General features: G+C 61.9%; 30 protein-coding genes. 18 read left to right on the plus strand and 12 right to left on the minus strand.

Annotation, left to right across the window (positions count from 1 at the left end; all coding sequences use genetic code 11):
* Positions 1-293 (minus strand): FxsA family protein (locus J0I64_RS11965; RefSeq protein ID WP_291408449.1); only part of this gene is annotated, 293 nt, incomplete at its 3' end.
* Positions 294-421: 128 nt separating this feature from the next.
* On the opposite strand from J0I64_RS11965, the gene J0I64_RS11970 reads away from it, so the two are divergent.
* Genes J0I64_RS11970 through J0I64_RS11980 form a run of 3 tightly spaced genes read left to right on the plus strand, consistent with a single transcriptional unit; the run spans position 422 to position 2,117 of the window.
* On the plus strand, positions 422-1,147 hold the full coding sequence (locus J0I64_RS11970) for a Tim44/TimA family putative adaptor protein (RefSeq protein WP_291408452.1): 726 nt from the start codon (positions 422-424) through the stop codon (positions 1,145-1,147).
* 23 nt (positions 1,148-1,170) lie between these two features.
* The gene (locus tag J0I64_RS11975; RefSeq protein WP_291408454.1) at positions 1,171-1,752 is read left to right on the plus strand and encodes a Smr/MutS family protein; all 582 of its coding nucleotides are present in this window, start codon (positions 1,171-1,173) and stop codon (positions 1,750-1,752) included.
* Positions 1,749-2,117, plus strand: coding sequence for a helix-turn-helix transcriptional regulator (locus tag J0I64_RS11980; protein ID WP_291408456.1), 369 nt, complete (start codon positions 1,749-1,751; stop codon positions 2,115-2,117). The genes J0I64_RS11975 and J0I64_RS11980 overlap by 4 nt, the downstream gene beginning before the upstream one ends.
* A gap of 223 nt (positions 2,118-2,340) precedes the next feature.
* Here J0I64_RS11980 and hslU read toward each other — a convergent pair whose 3' ends face one another.
* From hslU to hslV, 3 genes are read right to left on the minus strand one after another with little or no spacing between them, the layout of a single operon-like run.
* Positions 2,341-3,651, minus strand: a complete 1,311-nt coding sequence (hslU, locus tag J0I64_RS11985; RefSeq protein ID WP_291408458.1) for an ATP-dependent protease ATPase subunit HslU — start codon at positions 3,649-3,651, stop codon at positions 2,341-2,343.
* A complete protein-coding gene (locus tag J0I64_RS11990) occupies positions 3,648-4,166 on the minus strand; it encodes a GNAT family N-acetyltransferase (protein ID WP_291408460.1) in 519 nt (172 codons plus the stop codon). The genes hslU and J0I64_RS11990 overlap by 4 nt, the downstream gene beginning before the upstream one ends.
* Entirely contained in the window at positions 4,167-4,721 is a 555-nt protein-coding gene (gene hslV / locus J0I64_RS11995) for an ATP-dependent protease subunit HslV (RefSeq protein WP_035084725.1), read from the minus strand.
* Positions 4,722-5,102: 381 nt separating this feature from the next.
* Between hslV and hisB the strand changes: the two genes are divergently transcribed.
* The 8 genes from hisB to coaA all read left to right on the plus strand — a co-directional run bounded on the left by hisB (position 5,103) and on the right by coaA (position 10,012).
* Positions 5,103-5,690: an imidazoleglycerol-phosphate dehydratase HisB gene (gene hisB / locus J0I64_RS12000; protein WP_291408465.1), complete on the plus strand. Its 588-nt coding sequence runs from the start codon at positions 5,103-5,105 to the stop codon at positions 5,688-5,690.
* 175 nt (positions 5,691-5,865) lie between these two features.
* The gene (locus J0I64_RS12005; protein WP_291408467.1) at positions 5,866-6,222 is read left to right on the plus strand and encodes a DUF2628 domain-containing protein; all 357 of its coding nucleotides are present in this window, start codon (positions 5,866-5,868) and stop codon (positions 6,220-6,222) included.
* The gene (hisH, locus tag J0I64_RS12010) at positions 6,219-6,872 is read left to right on the plus strand and encodes an imidazole glycerol phosphate synthase subunit HisH (RefSeq protein WP_291408469.1); all 654 of its coding nucleotides are present in this window, start codon (positions 6,219-6,221) and stop codon (positions 6,870-6,872) included. Before J0I64_RS12005 ends, hisH begins: the two co-directional genes overlap by 4 nt.
* Entirely contained in the window at positions 6,869-7,600 is a 732-nt protein-coding gene (gene hisA, locus J0I64_RS12015; protein ID WP_291408471.1) for a 1-(5-phosphoribosyl)-5-[(5-phosphoribosylamino)methylideneamino]imidazole-4-carboxamide isomerase, read from the plus strand. Before hisH ends, hisA begins: the two co-directional genes overlap by 4 nt.
* Positions 7,597-7,926: a hypothetical protein gene (locus tag J0I64_RS12020; RefSeq protein WP_291408473.1), complete on the plus strand. Its 330-nt coding sequence runs from the start codon at positions 7,597-7,599 to the stop codon at positions 7,924-7,926. The genes hisA and J0I64_RS12020 overlap by 4 nt, the downstream gene beginning before the upstream one ends.
* Complete coding sequence (gene hisF, locus J0I64_RS12025; RefSeq protein ID WP_291408475.1) at positions 7,923-8,723, plus strand: imidazole glycerol phosphate synthase subunit HisF; 801 nt, start codon at positions 7,923-7,925, stop codon at positions 8,721-8,723. Before J0I64_RS12020 ends, hisF begins: the two co-directional genes overlap by 4 nt.
* Positions 8,724-8,741: 18 nt before the next feature.
* Complete coding sequence (locus tag J0I64_RS12030) at positions 8,742-9,059, plus strand: phosphoribosyl-ATP diphosphatase (protein ID WP_291408477.1); 318 nt, start codon at positions 8,742-8,744, stop codon at positions 9,057-9,059.
* Entirely contained in the window at positions 9,059-10,012 is a 954-nt protein-coding gene (gene coaA, locus J0I64_RS12035; RefSeq protein WP_291408479.1) for a type I pantothenate kinase, read from the plus strand. Before J0I64_RS12030 ends, coaA begins: the two co-directional genes overlap by 1 nt.
* Positions 10,013-10,203: 191 nt before the next feature.
* On the opposite strand, the gene J0I64_RS12040 is transcribed toward coaA, so the two are convergent.
* Complete coding sequence (locus tag J0I64_RS12040; protein ID WP_291408481.1) at positions 10,204-10,554, minus strand: VOC family protein; 351 nt, start codon at positions 10,552-10,554, stop codon at positions 10,204-10,206.
* Positions 10,555-10,796: 242 nt separating this feature from the next.
* On the opposite strand from J0I64_RS12040, the gene dapB reads away from it, so the two are divergent.
* Together dapB and J0I64_RS12050 are read left to right on the plus strand one after the other, a co-directional pair.
* Entirely contained in the window at positions 10,797-11,609 is an 813-nt protein-coding gene (gene dapB, locus J0I64_RS12045; protein ID WP_291408483.1) for a 4-hydroxy-tetrahydrodipicolinate reductase, read from the plus strand.
* A 17-nt stretch (positions 11,610-11,626) separates the two neighbouring features.
* The gene (locus J0I64_RS12050; RefSeq protein ID WP_291408485.1) at positions 11,627-12,241 is read left to right on the plus strand and encodes a 2,3-bisphosphoglycerate-dependent phosphoglycerate mutase; all 615 of its coding nucleotides are present in this window, start codon (positions 11,627-11,629) and stop codon (positions 12,239-12,241) included.
* Between the two features lie 51 nt (positions 12,242-12,292).
* On the opposite strand, the gene J0I64_RS12055 is transcribed toward J0I64_RS12050, so the two are convergent.
* Together J0I64_RS12055 and J0I64_RS12060 are read right to left on the minus strand one after the other, a co-directional pair.
* Positions 12,293-13,162, minus strand: a complete 870-nt coding sequence (locus J0I64_RS12055; protein ID WP_291408487.1) for a bifunctional helix-turn-helix domain-containing protein/methylated-DNA--[protein]-cysteine S-methyltransferase — start codon at positions 13,160-13,162, stop codon at positions 12,293-12,295.
* A gap of 94 nt (positions 13,163-13,256) precedes the next feature.
* Positions 13,257-13,742 carry a DUF2244 domain-containing protein gene (locus J0I64_RS12060; RefSeq protein WP_291408489.1) on the minus strand — a complete coding sequence of 162 codons (486 nt, stop codon included), beginning with the start codon at positions 13,740-13,742 and terminating at the stop codon, positions 13,257-13,259.
* A 45-nt stretch (positions 13,743-13,787) separates the two neighbouring features.
* Here J0I64_RS12060 and nth point away from each other — a divergent pair, with 45 nt between their 5' ends.
* Positions 13,788-14,462 carry an endonuclease III gene (nth, locus tag J0I64_RS12065; protein ID WP_291408491.1) on the plus strand — a complete coding sequence of 225 codons (675 nt, stop codon included), beginning with the start codon at positions 13,788-13,790 and terminating at the stop codon, positions 14,460-14,462.
* 172 nt (positions 14,463-14,634) lie between these two features.
* Here nth and J0I64_RS12070 read toward each other — a convergent pair whose 3' ends face one another.
* Entirely contained in the window at positions 14,635-15,087 is a 453-nt protein-coding gene (locus J0I64_RS12070; RefSeq protein WP_291408492.1) for a DUF2214 family protein, read from the minus strand.
* A gap of 57 nt (positions 15,088-15,144) precedes the next feature.
* Between J0I64_RS12070 and J0I64_RS12075 the strand changes: the two genes are divergently transcribed.
* A complete protein-coding gene (locus J0I64_RS12075) occupies positions 15,145-15,705 on the plus strand; it encodes a TetR/AcrR family transcriptional regulator (RefSeq protein WP_291408494.1) in 561 nt (186 codons plus the stop codon).
* A 104-nt stretch (positions 15,706-15,809) separates the two neighbouring features.
* On the plus strand, positions 15,810-16,814 hold the full coding sequence (locus J0I64_RS12080) for an adenosine kinase (RefSeq protein WP_291408496.1): 1,005 nt from the start codon (positions 15,810-15,812) through the stop codon (positions 16,812-16,814).
* A gap of 214 nt (positions 16,815-17,028) precedes the next feature.
* On the opposite strand, the gene J0I64_RS12085 is transcribed toward J0I64_RS12080, so the two are convergent.
* Together J0I64_RS12085 and pyrF are read right to left on the minus strand one after the other, a co-directional pair.
* Positions 17,029-17,796, minus strand: coding sequence for a TIM barrel protein (locus J0I64_RS12085; RefSeq protein ID WP_291408507.1), 768 nt, complete (start codon positions 17,794-17,796; stop codon positions 17,029-17,031).
* Positions 17,793-18,494, minus strand: coding sequence for an orotidine-5'-phosphate decarboxylase (gene pyrF, locus J0I64_RS12090; RefSeq protein WP_291408498.1), 702 nt, complete (start codon positions 18,492-18,494; stop codon positions 17,793-17,795). The genes J0I64_RS12085 and pyrF overlap by 4 nt, the downstream gene beginning before the upstream one ends.
* Before the next feature lie 154 nt (positions 18,495-18,648).
* Between pyrF and J0I64_RS12095 the strand changes: the two genes are divergently transcribed.
* Positions 18,649-19,083, plus strand: a complete 435-nt coding sequence (locus J0I64_RS12095) for a MarR family transcriptional regulator (protein ID WP_291408500.1) — start codon at positions 18,649-18,651, stop codon at positions 19,081-19,083.
* Here the strand turns inward: J0I64_RS12095 and J0I64_RS12100 are convergent.
* A complete protein-coding gene (locus tag J0I64_RS12100) occupies positions 19,080-19,649 on the minus strand; it encodes a histidine phosphatase family protein (protein WP_291408502.1) in 570 nt (189 codons plus the stop codon). The genes J0I64_RS12095 and J0I64_RS12100 overlap by 4 nt on opposite strands.
* A 39-nt stretch (positions 19,650-19,688) precedes the next feature.
* Positions 19,689-20,234 carry an NADPH-dependent FMN reductase gene (locus tag J0I64_RS12105; protein ID WP_291408503.1) on the minus strand — a complete coding sequence of 182 codons (546 nt, stop codon included), beginning with the start codon at positions 20,232-20,234 and terminating at the stop codon, positions 19,689-19,691.
* Between the two features lie 179 nt (positions 20,235-20,413).
* Between J0I64_RS12105 and J0I64_RS12110 the strand changes: the two genes are divergently transcribed.
* Positions 20,414-20,747, plus strand: a 334-nt coding sequence (locus J0I64_RS12110; RefSeq protein ID WP_291408505.1) for a lactoylglutathione lyase, incomplete at its 3' end; no start/stop codon positions are given.

A 20,747-nucleotide genomic window follows, 5' to 3' on the forward strand; every position in this document is an offset into this window, starting at 1 on the left:
ATGAAGTCGCCCAGAAAGCCGGGAATGATCAGCAGCACGGCGGCAATGGCGAGCAGCATGCCATCAAACAGCGCCTGGGCCGGCAGCGTATTGGTCTGCATATTGCTGCGCATGCGATTGAGTATGCCCAGACCCTGCTGGCGCAGGATAAAACCGCCCGCGATAACGGCGGCAATCACAAGGCCCAGCGTCGGCAGGACGCCGATGGCCCGCCCAACGACAATGAAGAGCGCGATCTCGATCAGTGGCAGAGCCAGAAGAAGCAGCGGAATGAAGCGGAGCAACCGGGTCATCCTTTGTTTGTGAAGGGCGCGGCAAATCGCGCAACCTTGAGTGAACTGGTTTTGAGCTAAAGCTTTCCCTATATATAGGAACGACAAAAGCGCTCGGCGAGCGCCCAACTTCTCAGGTGCACCGATTCATGGACGATTTTCTCGATCTGCCCACTCTCATCGCCATCGTGGTCGCGGTTTTCGTGCTCTTCCGCCTCCGCTCGGTATTGGGAACGCGGACCGGCAATGAACGCCCGCCCGTAGACCGCACCCGCTCCACGCCGGTCGAGAAGAAGGCAGCCAATGGTGACGACACCGTGGTGCCGATCCGCCCGCGTCCGGCCGATGCGCCCAATCTTGATGACGAACGCCGCACCCGCAAGCTCGAAGCTGAAATCGAGCAGGCGGCATCAGGCAATGCCGATCTCGCAACCGGCCTTCGCGCCGTGGCCGAAGCGGACCCGACTTTTACGCCCAAATCCTTCCTCGAAGGCGCCAAGCAGGCCTATGAAATGATCGTCACGGCCTTTGCCGAAGGCGATCGCCAGACGCTCAAGAACCTTCTCGACACGGATGTCTACGACAGCTTTGCCCGCGCCATTTCCGATCGCGAGGCTGCTGGCCAAAAGAACGAATTCACTTTCGTGGGCCTGCCCAAGATCGCCATCGTCAATGCCGAATACGACAAGAAGAACATTCTGGTGACCGTCGACTTTCACGCCGAGGTCGTCTCCGCCATCCGCGACAAGGACGGCAATCTCGTCGAGGGCAATGCCGACCAGGTGCAGACCATCGCCGACGAATGGACCTTTGCGCGCAATCCCAAATCGCGTGACCCCAATTGGAAGGTCATCACCACGAGCCAGCTCGACTAAGTCAATTTGCGGCAGGCCCTTCCATGTCCAAGCGCGACGCCAGGCGCCTGCCGCACGACTTTCACCTCTGGACGACAGTGTCGGCCACGGTCGAACCGCTGCGCCGCAAGGGCCTGCTTAAATTCGGCCACGACCCCCTGCCGATCCCAGAGCCCGAACCGGCTCCCGCCATCAAGGCGCCGCCCCGGATGGGCAAACCCAAAAAGCCGTTCCTGCCGCCCTATCAAGCGCCGACCCAGCCGGCTCAGGTGGTCGAAAAGAATGTCGATCCCGCCATCCATAAAAAAGTCCGCCGCGGTCGCATCGACATCGACGGCACCATTGATCTGCACGGCATGACACAGGCCGAGGCCCGCGAAACGCTCCGCCGCTTCATTGGTGCCCGCGCCGCCCGCGGCGATCGCACGCTCCTCGTCATCACCGGCAAGGGCGCCAAGACCGAAAACGACTATATCGCCGCCATGACCGAGCGCGGCATTCTGCGCACCATGCTGCCGATCTGGCTTTCCGAGCCCGGCCTTTCGCACATGATATCAGGCTGGAGCCTTGCGGCCCGTGGCCATGGTGGGGAGGGCGCCTGGTATGTGCGCCTGAGGCGCCCATGACCCCGCTTGGTGCAAAATTCCGCGCCCTGCGCGAAGCCCGCGGCGTTTCGCTGAAGGAAATGGCTGCGGCTCTGAACGTGTCGAGCGCCTATCTTTCCGCTCTCGAACATGGCCGCCGCGGTCAGCCCACGAGCTTCCTGCTCCACCGCATCATCGCCTATTTCAACGTCATCTGGGACGAAGCCGAAGAGCTGCAGCGGCTAGCCGAAATTTCCGATCCCAAGGTGACCATCGATACCGGCGGACTTGCCCCCGAAGCGACGGAATTCACCAACCGCCTCCGCGACAACATCGAGCGCCTCGACCCCGAAGACCTCAAATTTTTGCGCGACGAACTGGTGAAGCGCGCGACAAAGAAGCGCTAAGCCACCGCCCCTCCCCTCGCCCCTTGTGGGAGAGGGGCAGATTTTCTGCGTTCAGCAGAAAAGCAGGGTGAGGGGTATCCCTCCTCTGCAGGGAAGCCAGCAAAAATACGCTTCATCCGGCGCCTACGCGCCGCCTTCTCCCTCAAGGGAAGAAGGGAGGTCGGAAAACTCGGCGCAAAAGAAAACCCCCGCTTTCGCGGGGGTTTCTGTCTCGCAGCAAGCCCTAAAGCACGAACTTGCTGAGATCCGTATCCTTGGCGAGGACCCCGACCTTCTCGCGGACAAAGGCCGCGTCGATGGCCACCGTCTGCCCGGCCTTGTCGGGCGCATCGAAGGAAATCTCTTCCACGAGCCGTTCCATCACCGTCTGCAGCCGCCGCGCCCCGATATTCTCGACGCTCTCGTTGACCTTCACCGCCGCATCGGCAATCGCCTCGATCGCATCCGGCGTAAATGTCAGCGTGACCCCTTCGGTCCCCATCAGCGCCACATATTGGCGCACCAGGCTCGCCTCGGTGTCATTGAGGATGCGAATAAAATCCTCGCGGGTAAGAGCTTTCAGCTCCACCCGGATCGGCAAACGACCCTGCAATTCCGGCAGCAGATCGCTTGGCTTGCTCACATGGAACGCGCCCGAAGCGATGAACAGTATATGGTCGGTCTTCACCGGCCCATACTTGGTCGCAACCGTCGTGCCTTCGATCAGCGGCAGCAGGTCGCGCTGCACACCTTCGCGCGACGGACCGCCGGAAACGCCGCCCTCGCGGGCCGCGACCTTGTCGATCTCGTCGATGAAGACGATGCCGTGGTTTTCGACGAGCTCGATAGCTTCGGTCTTGAGCTGTTCCTGATCGAGCAGCTTGTCGGCCTCTTCGGCGATCAGCGGCTCATAGGCGTCCTTCACCTTGACCTTGCGCTTTACGCCGCGACCGCCCATGGCCGACTTGAACATGTCGGAAAGGTTGATCATCCCGATGCCGCCATTGGGCATGCCGGGGATTTCAAACCCGCCCGTATTCGGCGCCGGCTGCATTTCGATTTCTATCTCTTTGTCATCAAGCTCGTTGTTGCGAAGCTTGGTGCGGAAAGAGTCGCGCGTCGACGGCGTCGCCGACGTCCCGACCAGCGCGTCGAGGACCCGCTCTTCGGCATTGTGATGGGCCTGGGCCTGCACATCCCTGCGCCGCTTATCGCGCAGGACGGTGATCCCGGCCTCGACAAGATCGCGAACGATCTGCTCGACGTCGCGGCCGACATAGCCGACTTCGGTGAATTTCGTCGCTTCAACTTTTACGAAAGGCGCCTGCGCCAGACGCGCCAGGCGGCGCGAAATCTCTGTCTTGCCGACGCCGGTCGGCCCGATCATCAGGATATTCTTCGGCGTCACTTCGCGGCGCAGCTCGGGGGAAAGCTGCTGCCGGCGCCAGCGATTGCGCAGTGCCACGGCCACGGCGCGCTTGGCGTCATGCTGGCCGACAATATTGCGGTCCAGCTCCGAGACGATCTCGCGCGGCGAAAAATTGGTTTCACTCATTTTTGGTCTCCTGGTGCCTTGTCGAGGAAGCGCACCATCAGGTGTTCGTCGATGTATCGACCGTTCACATAGAGGTAGCGGGGCTCTGTTCCGTAGGTCTCAAAGCCCAGCTTCTGGTAGAGGCGGATGGCTGGCTCGTTCTCGGCCCAGACCCCGAGATGGATCTGGATGACCTTGTCCCGGGCATGGTCGACAAGATGCTCGACCAAAGCCTTGGACATGCCCGTGCCGCGATGTTCCGGCCGCACATAGACCTGGATCATCCAGCCGCGGTGCCGTTCCTTGTGGCCGTCATTGCGAAAGAACGCATTGATGCCGCCAATGGACCCATCGGGCAGAACGGCGCCAAAGATGGTCAGCGTTTCCAGCATCTGTCGCACTTCTGTGTCAGATTTCTGGGCAAACCCTTCGGCCGAAGACACGAAGGCCTCCGGATGGTTGGCCAGCGCTTCGAGCCTGATGGCCCGATAGGCCGCCGCATCTTTCACGCCGAGTTGCCGGATGGAAAAGGTCACTTAGAGCTCGATGGTTTCGAGGGTCACATTGCCATTGGTGTAGACGCAGATTTCCTCTGCGATCTTCATGGCGCGGCGGGCGATGTCTTCGGCATCGAGGTCGGTTGCCTGATGCAGGGCCAGGGCCGCCGAATGCGCATAATTGCCGCCCGAGCCGATGGCGATGACGCCATGGTCCGGCGTCAGCACGTCGCCAGTGCCCGTAAGAACCAGCGTGTCGGTCTTGTCGGCCACGATCATCATGGCTTCGAGTTTGCGCAGATAGCGATCCGTCCGCCAGTCCTTGGCCAGCTCAACGGCCGCGCGCATCAGCTGGTCAGGATACTGCTCAAGCTTGCCTTCAAGCCGCTCGAAGAGGGTAAAGGCGTCGGCAGTCGAACCGGCAAAGCCGCCAATCACCTTGCCGCCGGCGAGCCGGCGAACTTTCTTGGCCGTATGCTTCATCACCGTCTGGCCCATGGAAACCTGGCCATCGCCAGCAACGACAACCTTGTTGCCCTTGCGCACGGAAACGATGGTCGTCCCGTGCCACCCGGGAAATGCACTGTCACTCATTTGGGGAGATACTCCGAACTGTTGAATGATATTTAGGACGGTCCCCACTGATTGCAACCTGCCCGTTCGCAACGGCACCTAAGCCATGCGCGTTAGACCGCCATGAGAGGTGGGAGGAGGCACGATGATGCCAGAAGCCAGCCGGGTCACGCCCATGCTGGGTCGGTATTCTGAAGCCTAGAACAGGCGTCCCGCCTATACGCCGGCGTCATGGAGGCAAGCAGAAGCAGGGCAGCAAGAAGAGGCCGAATGGGCTGAAAACGCTGTCGACAACCTGGCCCGTCATGCTGCGCCCCGAAGTGGCAGTCTCTGAACTTCAACCCAATCTTCACGCCGCCATGCCTATCTGCTACTGAGCCCCGTACCTTCGGAGACTGTCCAATGCGCACCGCCACCATTGCCCGCAAGACCAACGAGACCGAGATCACTGTCTCGATCAATCTCGACGGCACCGGCGCGCATAAGATGGCGACCGGCGTCGGCTTCTTCGATCACATGCTCGACCAGCTTTCGCGCCACTCACTCATCGACATGGATGTCACCTGTAAGGGCGACCTGCACATCGACTTCCACCATACGGTGGAAGATGTCGGCATTGCCCTCGGCCAGGCCATCAGCCAGGCGATCGGCGACAAGAAGGGCATCCGCCGCTACGCATCCTGCGACCTGCCCATGGATGGCACGCTGACGCGCGCCGCGCTCGATGTCTCGGGCCGCCCCTTCCTCGTCTTCAAGGCCGAGTTCAACCGCGACAAGATCGGCGACATCGACACCGAACTCTTCCGCGAGTTCTTCCAGGCTTTCGCCATCAATGCCGGCATCACGCTGCACATTGAAAACTTCTACTTCGACAACAACCATCATCTGGCCGAGTCGATGTTCAAGGCCGTGGCCCGCGCTCTGCGCGACGCCCTCGAAATCGACCCTCGCCAGGCCGACCGCGTGCCATCAACTAAGGGCACGCTGTAAGCAATCGCCGCTACTTCAGTTGTCGTCACTGCCGGGCTTGTCCCGGCAGTCCATGCCTCGGCAAACTGGATCGCCCGGTCAAGCCGGGCGATGACGACGCCTGAAAGCGGTCGTGGCCTTTCGCATTTCCACATTTTGCACTAAGTGGACCTCATTCCGTCCTGGGAGTTCCCCCGTGACCCTCTTTGCCCTTTATCGATCCGTCGACGACCCGACCGCCCTGCCTGTCGCCGTCTCCGAGCGCTTCTCCTGGTTTGCGGCCCTGCTGCCGCCCGTCCATGCGCTCCTCCATCGACATTGGGATCTCTTGGGCCTCTTTGTCGTCGGCCTCGTTGCGCTGATTTTTGGCGCGCGCTATCTCGGGCCCGACGCAAGCCTCTGGCTTTACATTCTCCTCGCCATCGCCTGCGGCTTTGCCGCACCGGGCGCTGAGCGTCGTGCCCTCAAACGTCGTGGCCTTGTTTCCGCGGGCCACCGCTTTGCCGCCGATGCCGATCTCGCCCGTCTTGCCGTTATGGAATCTCGTCCATGAGCACTGTTGCCATTATCGACTATGGCGCGGGCAATCTCCGCTCCGCCGCCAACGCCTTCGAGCGCGTCGCCGCCTCGTTGGTGAATAGCCCCGAAATCATCGTCACCGCCGACCCCGAAGTCGTCCGCCGCGCCGACCGCATCATGCTCCCCGGCGTCGGCGCCTTCGCCGATTGCAAGGCCGGCCTCGACGCCGTCGCCGGCATGACCGAAGTTTTGGAAGAACGCGTCATCCGCGGCACCACGCCCTTCCTCGGCGTCTGCGTCGGCATGCAGCTTCTCGCCAGAGAAGGCCGCGAAAAGGTCATCACAGAGGGCCTCGGCTGGATCCCCGGCGCCGTCGAAAAGATCAAGCCGACTGATCCAAACCTGAAAATTCCGCACATGGGCTGGAACACCATCTCGGTGACAAAACCCCATGCGCTGCTCGAAAACATCCCGGATGGCCCCAATGGGCTGCACGCCTATTTCGTGCACTCCTATCACTTCCTCACCGAGGACCCGGACCACCTCCTAGCGACTACCGATTACGGTGGCACGGTGACCGCTTGTGTTGGGCGCGACAATATTTTCGGGACGCAGTTCCACCCGGAAAAGAGCCAGGCCCTCGGCCTCAAACTGATCGAAAATTTCTTGGGATGGACGCCATGATCCTCTTTCCAGCCATCGACCTCAAGGACGGTCAGTGCGTCCGACTAAAGCTTGGCGACATGAACCAGGCCACCGTCTTCAACGACGATCCCGCCGCTCAGGCAAAATCGTTCGAAGACCAGGGCTTTGAATATCTGCACGTCGTCGACCTCAACGGCGCTTTTGCCGGCGAGAGCGTCAACGGCGCCGCGGTTGAGCAGATTTTGAAGACCGTAAAATTCCCCGTCCAGCTTGGCGGCGGCATTCGCACGCTCGACCATATTGAAGCCTGGCTCGACAAAGGCCTCGCTCGCGTCATCCTCGGCACGGTCGCGGTTCGCGATCCTGAGCTGGTGAAAGAAGCCGCCAAAAAATGGCCCGGCCAGGTCGCCGTCGGCACCGATGCCAAGGGCGGCATGGTCGCGGTGGAAGGCTGGGCGGAAACGTCCGAGCTGTCCATCGTGGAGCTCGCCAAGCGTTTTGAAGGCGCCGGCGTCGCGGCCATCATCTATACCGACATCGACCGCGACGGCATCCTTGCCGGCATAAATTGGGATTCGACCCTCGATCTCGCCCGCTCGACCTCGATCCCCGTCATCGCCTCCGGCGGCCTTGCCTCCATGGACGATATCGAGCGCATGACGCGTCCCGAATATCAGGTGCTCGAAGGCGCCATTTCCGGTCGCGCGCTTTACGATGGCCGAATTGATTCACGTGAAGCACTGGCAAAGCTGAGGGCCGTGGCGTGAGCGAAGCGCGGCCTGCCCGATTTCCGTGGTGGGCCTATGGCCTCTTCCTGGCGGTGATCGCGCTCTTCGCCTTTGCCCCCGTCCTCTCTGTCCTCGCTGCCACCTTCATTGCCGACAGCAATGGCTGCTACGTTAACGAGGGGGGCATCAATCCCTGCATGATCGGCGGCGCCGATTGGGGGCAGGCGCTCTACACCCTCTTCGTGCTGGGCTGGTTCATGTTGGCGACGATCCCGCTTGGCGGCGCCGCCTTTTTCGTCTGGCTCGCCACGCTCATCATTCATCGCATCGCCTGGGGGCAGATGCAGAAGGGCAAACGCTCATGACCCTGAAGACTCGTATTATCCCGTGCTTGGACGTTGCCGGTGGCCGCGTGGTGAAAGGCGTCAATTTCGTCGATCTCATCGATGCCGGCGATCCGGTCCAGGCGGCCATCGCCTATGACGCAGCCGGCGCCGACGAGTTGACCTTCCTCGACATCACCGCCAGCCACGAAGGCCGCGACACGATTTTCGACGTCGTCGCCCGCACGGCCGAACACTGCTTCATGCCGGTCACAGTCGGCGGTGGCGTGCGCACAGTGGAAGACATTCGAAAACTGCTGCTGGCCGGTGCCGACAAGGTGGCGATCAATTCTGCCGCCGTGAACGATCCCGACTTCATCGCTCGCGCCGCGGACAAGTTCGGCAATCAGTGCATCGTCGTTTCGGTCGATGCCAAGCAGCGCCTCGACGCAAAGGTCGGTGGCGACAATCGCTCCGAATGGGAAATCTACACCCATGGCGGCCGCCGCCCCACCGGCATCGACGCCGTCGAATTCGCCGCCAAAATGGTCGAGCGCGGCGCCGGCGAACTGCTGGTCACATCCATGGATCGCGACGGCACCAAGTCCGGTTTCGATCTGAAACTGACCCGCATGATCGCCGATGAAGTCGAAGTCCCGGTCATCGCCTCGGGCGGCGTCGGCAAACTGCAGGACCTTGTCGATGGCGTCACCGAAGGTCACGCCAGCGCCGTCCTTGCCGCGTCCATCTTCCACTTCGGCACTTTTACGATTCCCGAAGCCAAGCGCTACATGATGGATCATGGCATTGCCATGCGCATGGATGCGGCTGCAGCCTAAGGACAGAGGGACCAAAAAATGACCCTTGAAGAACTCGAAGCCCGCATCGCCATCCGCGCTGCCGCCTCGCCAGAGGAAAGCTACACGGCAAAGCTCATCGCTCGCGGCATGAAAAAGGCCGCCCAGAAAGTTGGCGAGGAAGCGACCGAAGCCGTCATCGCCGCCGTCACCGGCGACCGGGCCGAACTGGTCAAGGAGTCGGCCGATCTCCTCTACCATCTCCTCGTCGTGCTCAAGGCAGCAGACATTCCGCTTGGCGAAGTCATGGCCGAGCTTGATGCGCGCACCGCCCAATCGGGTCTCGCTGAAAAAGCCTCGCGATCGGAAAAGCAGTAATGGCGCACCGCTCTCCGGCGCTCGACCCCTATCACCACTTCACCAAGGCCGAGTGGAGCACGCTGCGCGACGGCCAGCCGATGACGCTCGACCAGGGCGATCTCGATCGCCTGCGCGGCCTCACTGATCCGATTTCGCTGCAGGAGGCCGAAGAGGTCTACCTGCCGCTCTCGCGCCTTCTGTCCTATTACGTCGAAGCCATCCAGGGGCTTCACAACGTTCAGTCGCGGTTTCTTCAAACCCCGCATGGCCACAAGGTGCCCTTCATCATCGGCGTCGCCGGTTCGGTCGCCGTTGGCAAATCGACCACGGCCCGTATCCTGAAAGCCCTTCTGTCGCGCTGGCCCTCGACGCCCCGCGTCGACCTCGTCACCACCGACGGGTTTCTGTACCCCAATGCGGTCCTCACCGAAAAAGGCCTGATGGATCGCAAGGGTTTTCCCGAGAGCTATGATCGGCCGCGCTTCGTCAATTTCCTGGCCGACATCAAATCGGGCAAGTCGAGGGTCAAGGTCCCGGTCTATTCCCATCTCGTCTACGACGTGGTTTCGGGTGAAGAGATCGTGGTGGATCGTCCCGACATCCTGATCGTTGAAGGCCTCAACATTCTCCAGCCCGGCGAATTGCCGCGTAACGGCAAGCCGATCCTCTTCGCCTCCGACTTCCTCGATTTCTCGGTCTATATCGACGCGGACACGGACGAACTCGAAGACTGGTTCATGCAGCGCTTCTTTCGCCTCAGGGAAACCGCCTTCAAGGACCCCACCTCCTTCTTCCGCCGCTTTGCCGAAATGAGCGAAGAAGAAGCCGGATCATTCGGCCGCCAGGTCTGGCGCTCGATCAACCTGCCCAACCTTGTCGACAACGTCCTGCCGACCCGCGGTCGGGCGGACCTGATCCTCAAAAAGGGCAAGAACCACCTGATCGAGAATGTCAGCCTGAGACGGGTGTGACGTCTAGATCGCGTCCCACACACCGGCGCTCCCCTCGCCCCTTGTGGGAGAGGGACAGATTTTCTGCGTTCAGCAGAAAATCAGGGTGAGGGGTATCTCTCCTCCGCAGAGGGGCCAATGGCGAAACCGCATACCCCTCATCCGCCCCGCGGGCACCTTCTCCCTCAGGGGGAGAAGGGAAGGAAGAAAACCTAATACGTCCCCGGCTGCGGCTGGCTCAGTACCACCAGGTTCCCGTCGGGATCCCGCAGTTTCGCGGTCTTGAAAAAATCCCCGATCGCCTTGGCCACCGGCTTGATCCCATACATGTCGAGCCGGCCCAATTCGTCGGCGATGTCATCAACGATCAGCATCAGCACGCTGGCCCCTGCCCGGTCGGCATCAGTCGCCACATGCACCCAGGCCCCGCCGGGCAGCTTCCATTCGGCGACATCGGCCATGGGCCGCGCATCGGCAGGCCGCCCGAACAGATATTCGTACCAGACCAGGGAATCTGCGAGATTGTCGACGGCAATGCTGGCCAGCGCATTGGTGATGGTCATTGCGGGTCCATGTGTTCGCTTTGCACCAGCCTAGAGCGCTTCGCGCAAAAGTGGCAACGGTTTTGCGGTTCAGAAGCGCGACAAACCAAGGCTGGAGTGCCGATCTGATGCAATCAGAGCAGCACTCCAGAAGTCTCCCGCCGATTGTGTCGATTGCGAAGCATTCATCCAATCGCCGCATGGAGTTGGCGGCTGGCCATGGCACTGATATAGGCCTTAACGACTATTTTTGGAGATCAGGCATGACCGAGCTCAGAACCATTGTCGCCGGCGCGGGCGGCCGCATGGGATCAGCCAATATCAAGGCAGTCGCAGCTAGCCATGGTCTCAAACTCGTCGGCGCCGTCGATCGTCCTGGCGCCTCCTCGATCGGCAAGGACGCCGGCATTTTGGCCGGCATCGATGCGCTTGGCGTCACCGTCACCGACGATATTGTCCCACTGCTCGACGAGGCCGATGTCATCATCGACTTCACCGCTCCCGCTTCCAGCGTCGCCCTGGCAAAACTCGCCGCGACCAAGGGCATCGTACATCTGATCGGCACCACCGGCTGCTCCGAAGCCGACGACGCCGAAATCGCCGCCGCCGGCGCGGCCGGTGCGCGCATCGTCAAGTCAGGAAACTTTTCGCCCGGCATGGTCGCCCTCGCCGTCCTCGTCGAAAAGGCCGCCCAAGCCCTCCCCGACTACGACGTCGAAGTCTTGGAAATGCACCACAACCTCAAGGTCGACGCCCCCTCGGGCACGGCCCTGATGCTGGGCGATGCCGCTGCCAGGGGCCGCAATATTTCGCTCAAGGACCATTCGGTTCGTGTCCGTGACGGCCACACCGGTCCGCGCGAATTCGGCACTATCGGCTTTGCGACCCTGCGCGGCGGCAATGTCATCGGCGACCACATGGTCATCCTCGCCGGTCCCTCCGAGCGCATCGAACTCAATCACCGCGCGCAGGACCGTACCATCTATGCCAATGGCGCCGTCCGCGCCGCCCTCTGGGCCACCCACCAGCCCGCAGGTCTCTATTCCATGGCCGACGTTCTCGGCCTCAACGACTAGTCTGAAGGATTGAAAGAATGTCCGGCACTCTGATCCTGGTCCGTCACGGCCAGAGCGAATGGAACCTGAAGAACCTCTTCACCGGTTGGCGCAATCCCAACCTCACCGAGCAGGGTGAAGGCGAAGCCCGCGCCACGGGCAAGGCGCTCAAGGCCGGCAAGTTCGCGCCCGACCTTTTCTACACCTCGGCCCTGCGCCGGGCACAGCACACGCTCGATCTCATCCTTGAAGAGATGGGCATTCTCAACGTGACGATCACCCGCAACGTGGCGCTCAACGAGCGCGACTACGGTGATCTCTCGGGTCTCAACAAGGACGACGCCCGCGCCAAGTGGGGCGAAGAGCAGGTCCTCATCTGGCGCCGGTCTTTCGACGTTCCCCCTCCGGGCGGCGAAAGCCTCAAGGACACCGCAGCCCGCACCCTGCCCTATTATGAAGCCGAAATCCTGCCGCAGCTCAAAGCCGGCAAGACCGTCCTCATCGCTGCCCACGGCAACTCCCTCCGCGCCCTCGTCATGGCCATCGAAGGTCTCACACCTGACGAAATCCTGGCCCGCGAAATCGGCACCGGCGAACCCACCGTCTATAAGATCGGTCCGGATGGAAAGCTCGTCGAGCGCTTGAAGCTCTGATTTCAGATTGCAGGATTCACGTGAAACGCGGCCCCAAGAGGCCGCGTTTTTTTAGTGCGCCGCTGAAACCACCCCGGCCTCCCAGCCAAGTATCGCCCGCTTGCGCGGCACCCCCCAGTGATACCCGGTCAGCGCCCCAGACGTTCCCACCACCCGGTGGCACGGCACCACAAAGCTGATCGGATTTTTGCCAACCGCCGCGCCCACCGCCCGCGACGCCGTGGGTCGTCCGATATGATTGGCAACGCTCGAATAGGTGACCGCCTGCCCGCACGGAATTTTAAGAAGGGTCTCCCAGACTTTTACCTCAAAATCCGTCCCAATGAGCACCACCCGCACGGGATGATCCGGTGACCAACGGCCCGGCTCAAACACCTGCGCTGCCATCGGCGCGATCCGCGCATCATCCCGCTTAAACCGCGCCTTGGGCCAGCGATTGGCGAGATCGGCAAAAGCCTCTTCGACACTCATATCCGCATCGGCAAAGCCCAGGCCCGACATGCCATATTCCGTCGCCGTCACTACCGCGAGCCCGAAGGGCGATGGCGCCACGCCCCAGAACATGTCGATCCCCTCGCCCCCGGCGCGGAACACGCCCGGCGGCATGGCTTCATGGGTCACGAACAGATCGTGCAGCCGCGAGGTCGAAGAAAGCCCCACCTCATAGGTCGTGTCCAAAACACTCGCTTTGTCGCGCAACAGCGACTTCGCATGGTCAAGCGCCACCGCCTGCGCAAAGCTTTTTGGACTAAGGCCACACCAGCGCCGAAAGAGATCGGTCAACTGCCGCTCGGTCAGCCCAAGCGCGCGCGAGAATTTTCCGAGATCGGTCGCATCCGGACCGTTCTCGCTGAGATAGCGAATAGCCGCGCGAATGGTGTCGTAGTCGCTGGCCGGGGCGATATGGGCAAGCTGGTTCATGGCCGTATCTTTCAATTGAACGTTTGCCCTTTTTACCGCTGGCGCCAGCAAGCATGCGACCCGCTTTTGACGGACCAGCCAGCCCCATGAAAAGTCAGCCGCGCCGCGCCTTGCGCAACGCCTGCCCAAAAGCCCGGGCGAAGCTCGACTTGTCATTGACCGCCATGAAGGCGCCGATTTCGATGCGCTCAGACCCATGGGTGAGATACATGGCGGTCGTCCGCTCGTTCTCGTCCCGGGTCAGCACCAGCCGCACCCTCTTGGGGTCCAGTCGACGCAACTGCCGCTCCTGCTTGCGGCTCGCCGACAACAGCTCGATCTGGTCGGGCCACACCGTCACCCGTTCAACCAGCCGTGCCCGCCGCGCCTGCCGTATGGTGAGGACGGTCAACCCACCCGCGGCAATGGCAAAGCCGACAAGGCTCGGCAGCAAAAATTCGGGTACAGTGACGACAAAGGGCAGCCCGAACAACGCCGCCGCAGCAAGGCCAATCCAGCCGCCTGCAGCGCGCAATGATCTGTCCGGCCGCAGCGTGGCCGAAAACAGGGGACTGGTCGTGGTGCTGGTTTGCATTGGCATGATGGACTCGCCCTGAAATATTGGCAGAGATTCGGGGTCGAGAGAATGCCAAGTCCTAAAAAAGTGAAAAAGCTAAACCGCGCCCAGGCCGAGGCGATCTTCGAGCGGTTCCATCAGATCGAGCCCGAGCCCAAGGGCGAGCTCGATTATGTCAACGCCTTCACCCTGCTGGTCGCCGTCGTTCTCTCCGCGCAGGCGACCGACGCCGGCGTCAACAAGGCAACCAAGCGCCTCTTCGAACTCGCCCCCTCGCCCGAAGCCATGGTGGCCCTGGGCGTCGAGCAGATCACCGAACTCGTCAAAACCATCGGCCTCTTCCGCGGCAAGGCCAAGAACGTTTTTGCCCTTTCGCAAATCCTCATCGACCAGCACGGCGGCGAAGTCCCCGACAGTCGCGAAGCCCTCGAAGCGCTGCCCGGGGTCGGCCGAAAGACGGCGAATGTGGTCTTAAATATCTGGTTCAAGCAGCCGACCATCGCGGTGGACACCCACCTCTTCCGCGTCGGTAACCGCACGGGCCTGGCCCCCGGCAAGACGCCGCTCGCGGTAGAACAGGCTCTGCAAAAACAGATCCCCGAGCGCTTTATGCTCCACGCCCATCACTGGCTGATCCTGCACGGCCGTTACATCTGCAAGGCCAGAAAACCCGAATGCTGGCGCTGTCCGATCAGCGAGTGGTGCCTCTTTGAGCCGAAGTCTCCACTGCCCAGGGCGGCCTAGAAGCTTCACTTACCGCTCGATGTCATTCCTGCGAAAGCGGGAATCTCTGTCTATCCGGGCGCAGTTCTCCCCCTCCTCTCCATCGTCACCACCGGGCTTGTCCCGGTGGTCCATGCCATCCGCAGGATTGCCGGGACCGGCCCGGCAATGACGACAGAACCGGAAAAGGAGCCTAGCTCCCATACCCGCGAGCCATTGCCGCCGCAAAAAGCGGGATCAGCACCAGCACCCCCGCCTGCAGATGCACAAACCGCCGGCTCGTCCCGATTTCGGCAACCGGCGCCACATAGTCGGCAATCCCCTCGCCCGCCTTCACCCAGCGCCGGATGGCAATGGTCGGCTGGATCGTAAGCAGTCCCATCACCAGGAACGCCGCCATCTTCCCCCAGAAGGCGTGATTGCCGAGATAATACCAGGGGTCGATGCCTCCAAAGCAAACCCGCAAGACGCCAACCGCCACTACGGTCATCGCCACCGCCCCGTAAGCCGCATCGAGCCGCGCCAATTGCGTCAGCCGGGTGCCGCCAAGCCCGGGACGCAACAGCGCAAACTCCGCCGCAAAAATCCCCACCAGCGAAAAGACCGCCAGATGGTGGGCGCAAGCCAATATCAGATTCGAATCCATTGCCCTGTCCTCACCTAGGTGTTAATGGTGCTCACATCTATCCTCCTCATGTAAACAATGTCAACATCCGCCAATTCGCCTTATCACCACGGCAACCTGCGCCAGGCCTTGCTCGAAGCCGCGCTGATCATTCTCGAAAAGGAAGGCGAGACCGGTCTTGGCCTGCGCGACCTCGCCCGCGCAGTCGGCGTCTCCGCCGCCGCGCCCTATCGCCACTTCGATTCCCGCGCGGCCCTCCTTGAAGCGCTCGCCGTCACCGGCTTCCAGCGTTTCTCCGCCGCCATGGAAGCGGTGGCCGCGGGCAATCCGGCCGACCCTATGGCCGCCATGGGCAAGACCTACGTGCTCTTTGCCCTCGGCAATGCCAATCTCTTCCGTCTGATGTTCTCGCCCCAGCTCAAGAAAGACGGTCGCCCTGGCCTCCGCATGGCTGCCGACGTAGCCTTTGATACCCTGCGCCACGTCGTCGGTGGCGACATGCAGACCGGGCGCGCCAGAGCCCTGGCCGCCTGGGCCAAGGTCCACGGCCTCTCCATCCTGCTCCTCGATGGCCAGATCGCCCTCCGCGCCGGCGAGGACACTGAAGCGCTGATCGCCGAAATCATCGGAAGTCTCTAGCGGGTTCGCGAACTTGGCTGAGGGAGCAAAAAACCCAAAACATTGCCCCGGCCCCTCGCCTGCGCTAAACCCTCTGCGTTTCCCCTCATCTTCGGACTGCCCGCATGACCCAGACCCGCTTCGACGTGCTGACGATCGGTAATGCCATTGTCGATATCATCGCCCCCGTCGAGCCCGGCTTTATCGAACGCGAAGGCATGAAGGAGGGGATCATGCACCTGATCGATACCGATCGGGCCGAAGACCTCTATTCAAAAATGCCGCTCACCCGGCAGCAGATTTCGGGTGGCTCCGCCGGCAATACCGCCGCTGGCGTCGCCTCGCTTGGCGGCCGCGCCGCCTTCATCGGCAAGGTCGCCGACGATCCCTTGGGCGATGTTTTTGAGAACGATCTGAACGCCATCGGTGTCCACTACAACACCTCGCGCCTCAAGAATGGCGCGCTGACCGCCCGCTGCATGATCTTCGTTTCCGAAGATGGCGAGCGCACCATGAACACCTATCTCGGCGCCTGTCACCAGCTGACCGAAGCCGATATTCACCCCGACGAAATTGGCGGCGCCGCCATCACCTATATGGAAGGTTTTCTGTGGGACCCGGTCGAAGCCAAAAAGGCCTTCGTCCTCGCCGCCCACTATGCCCACAAGCATGAGCGGGCCGCGGCCTTCACCCTGTCCGACCCGTTCTGCGTCGATCGCTACCGCGCCGAATTTTTGGATCTCATCCGCTCCAAGACGATCGACTACGTCTTCGCCAACGTCCACGAGCTGAAATCGCTCTACGAAACCGACGACCTTGGCACCGCCGTCCGCGCCATCGCGCAGGATGCCGAATTGGCCGCAATCACCATGGGCGCCGAGGGTGCTATGGCGGTATACAATGGCGAAGTCGTCTCGGTTCCCGCCTTCCCGATCGATAGCGTTGTGGATGCCACCGGCGCCGGCGACCTTTTTGCCTCGGGCTTCCTCCTCGGCATGGCCCGAGGCCAAAACCTCGAATCCGCCCTCAAGACCGGGTGCCTCGCCGCCTCCGAAGTGATTTCTCATATCGGCGCCAGGCCGCAGCTCGACCTGCAGGATCTGTCCCGGCAGCATGGCTTGGTTGGCTGAGAGCTAGCCACACCCACCGGCCCTCCCTCGCCCCTTGAGGGAGAGGGACAGAATAATCTGCGTTCAGCAGATTATTCAGGGTGAGGGGTATCTCTCCTCCGCAGAGGGACGAGTGGTGAAATCCCATACCCCTCATCCCAGCCGAATTCGCGAACGCCAATTCGGTGACCCTTCGGGCACCTTCTCCCTCAAGGGGAGAAGGAAGAATCTGTGGCTAGCCCAAGCTCGCCCGCATCTGCCTCAACGCAGCATCCGTCCCGGCCGTCGGCCGGAACTCCAGCCCGACAAAGCCATCATAACCCTGCCCCCGCAACCACCCGAGCGGTCGCGTCAAATCCAGCCCGCCACTCCCCGGCTGATTGCGCCCAGGGTGATCCGCCACATGCACATGCACAATGTGCTTTGCCCGATCGCCAACCACCTCTTCGGGCACCTCACCCATCACCATGGAATGATAGAGATCATAGGTGATACCGATCTCCGGCCGATCGACCGCATCCATGATATCAAGCGCCTCAACCGTGCTGGTGAGATAGTATCCCGGATGATCCACGCGATCATTCAGCGGCTCGAGCCCGAGCTTGACGCCTGACCCCTTCAGCACCTCGGCCGAACGCTGCATGGCAATCGTCAGCCCCTCATGCTGCTTCGCCCGCTCGATCCCCGGCAGCAGCGGCCCCGACTGGCAAATGAGCACACCTGCCCCAAGTCGCAGCGCCACATCGCGGCTCTTTTCGAGTCCCGCGAGGAACCGGTCATGGTCCCCCTCGCGCGTCAGCTCGGCAAAAGGTTCGGCTACGATCCCGGCGAGTTTTACGCCGGTTTCATCAAGCACGCGCTCCATGGCATCGAGGTCCTTGTTCGACCACAGCCAGAATTCCACCGCCTCAAAACCCGCCGCCGTAGCAAGGCGCACCCGCTCCACCGGATCAGCAGTTTCCGGCACGAACAGCATTTCGATACAGGCAGAGTATCGCATCAGGCCAACCGCGTCCCGGAACCAGCCATTTCGGCCAAGATCGCCCGCGCCGCCGCTGCCGGATCGGGCGCCTCGACGATTGGCCGTGCTACCACGAGATGGCTCGCGCCCACCGCCAGCGCTTCCGCCGGCGTCATCACCCGCTTCTGGTCGCCCAAAGCAGCGCCCGCCGGACGAATCCCCGGCGTCACGATGGCCATTTTTGGCCCCAGAATAGTCCGCACCATTTCCGCTTCATGCGAGGAGGCGACAATGCCGCCGATCCCGGCTTCCTTGGCCTGCTGCGCACGCAGAGCCACGAGCCCCGCGGCATCGCGCTCATAGCCGGCTTCCTTCACATCGGCATCGTCCATGGAGGTGAGCACCGTCACGCCCAGCACGCAAAGATCAGAACCCTGTGCCGCCTTGGCCGCCGCCTTCATGCATTTGGGATAGGCATGCACCGTCAGCATCGCCGCGCCGGTCGCGGCAATCGCCGCCACGCCCTTTTCGACCGTGTTGTCGATATCGAGCAGTTTGAGGTCAAAGAACACCTTCTTGCCCGCCGCGATCAGCTCCTTGCCGAGCGCAAAGCCATCGGCGCCATAAAAGCACTGATAGCCGATCTTGTAATACTCGACCGTATCCCCCAGCGCGGTGACGATCTCCTCGGCGCGGGCGCGCGTCGAAACGTCGAGCCCCACGATCAAATGGCCGGCCATGGCAAAATCCCTTCTGTCGCTGATTTGGGTTGGGGTCGCACATCGCCGGGCCCGGAGCAAGGCGAAATCGCCGACCCTATGCCGCCATAGTACCTTGCGGGAAAAATCCTATGCCGTCATAAGACGGCCGATTCATCTCTAGTCTGAAAGCAAAATGCAGCAGCAGGCCCTTTCCACCCTGGTCGCCTGGATGCGGCTCGATTCCGCCATCGCCGCCTTCCACCTCGAACTGAAACAGCGCCACGGCATCACCGGCCTGCAGCTCGCCGTGCTTCATACGCTGGCCGAACGCCCCCACATGGCCCTGGCGGCCCTCAGAAAGGGCCTCGACATGCACGCGGCAACTCTGGGCCAATCCATCGACGAACTCCGCCGCCTCGACCTCTGCATCGTCCGCACCGACCCGCGCGATCGCCGCGCCCGCCTTGTCGCCATCACGCAAAAAGGTCTCGACCTCGTCGGCGCCGTTCCCCTCGCCGGCCCCAATCGCCTGCGTCAGCTCGAAACCGACCCGGCGCGCCTCGATCGTCTCACCGAAGCCCTGGGTGATGCCCTCGATCTTTTTGCGCTGAACGAAAAGAAGGCCTAGTGCCACCAATCGTCCGGCAGGTCTTCCATGGCCATCCATTCGGTGTGCAATTCCGTCCCCGCCAGATCGAACACAAAGGCATTGCCGCCCCCGCGGTGGCCATGCCGGCTCTGGTCCTCGCTGCGCGCAATCGGCCGCCCGCCCAGATGACATTTGAGCAGCGTCCCCACGGCCCCGTGTCCGCAGAAAATCACCGCCGTCCCCGGCGGCACGCTTTTCAGCGCTGAAAGTACCGTCTCGATGATCCGGCGCTGCGCATCCGCCGCCTTTTCCCAGCCGTCGACGCTCACCTCCGGCTCGGCAAAAAACTTGTCCGCAGTTTCCTCGAACAGCGCCGGCGGCAAGAATCCCGTGGCGTTGCGATCATTCTCGCCCATCAGATGATCGGCCAGTACCGGCGTTCCCGCTTGCGCCGCGACAATCTCGGCCAGTTCGAGCGCTTTCGCTTCCCGGCTTGAAAACACAAAAGTGCCCGCCGGGATGATCCGGCGCGCCGCAAAGGCTTCGGCTCTCTCCCGCCCTTCATCGGAAAGGCCCCAGAGCGGCACGGGCACGGCCGGGTCCATGCGCACCTGCGGATGGGTCAGATAGAGAGCCTTCATCGCCTAACCCCGCGAAAAGTGAGTGAGTTCGTGCACCATCTGCTCAACCTTGCGGATGATTGCCGGTTCCACCGGATCGCCCTTTTCGTCAAAGGCCTGGTCCGCCGGACCGATCCCCAGCAAGGTCGGCACGACGAGCGTTCCGACTTTGCTCAGCGAGTCGCGCAGGTGGCTGAGGTTCCAGATCGTCCCATATTTTCCCGAGCTCACCCCGCCAATGCCAAAAACGGCGTGCCGGAACGGGCTCGGCTTCTGCCGGCTCAGCCAGGTGATCGTGTTGACCATCAGCGGCGACACCCCGCCATTGTATTCGGGCGTCGCGATAAAGATGATGTCATGGCTCCGCCAGAGCTCGGCCAGTTTCACCGTCGCCTCCGGCACGGAATCGACCTCGAGATCCTCGTTGAAGATCGGCATGGGAAAGTCCGTCAGGTCCAGCTCCGTGACCTCAACCCCCGCTGCCGTCAGGGCCCGGCCCATATGCTGCTGCAGGACACGATTGTAAGATTCCTTGCGGATCGACCCGGAAAGGGTAAGCGCCGTCTTCATGGTGACTCCAAAGCTAGCATGTCTCCCGAAAGTGGATACCGGTTTTGGGACAAAGACATGCGTCAGGAAAAATCTCGGCTGTCGAAAATGGCTTGGCTCGTCCGTCGAAGGCAAGAGGATTGACTTGGCCAAGGCAATCCAACATTACTTAAGAAAATACCTAACCATTGGAGAGAACCATGCCCTCGATGATTTTCGTCAACCTGCCGATCGCCGATCTCGCCGCGTCCATGGCCTATTACAAGGCGTTGGGTTTCGATCACAATCCCCAGTTCACCGACGAGACGGCCGCCTGCATCGTCATCTCCGACACAATTTTCGTGATGGTTCTTACGCACGAAAAATTCAAGGAATTCTCCCCGCTGCCGATCCCGGATGCCAAGGCAGGCGTGCAGGCGCTTTACGCCCTCTCCCGCGATAGCCGAGAAGCGGTCGACGCCATCGCCGAGGCAGGTTTGAAAGCCGGCGGCAAGGAATTCCGCCCGGCCCAGGACATGGGCTTCATGTATTCCC

It is taken from the genome of Devosia sp. (assembly GCF_017307565.1).
Taxonomy (GTDB): domain Bacteria; phylum Pseudomonadota; class Alphaproteobacteria; order Rhizobiales; family Devosiaceae; genus Devosia.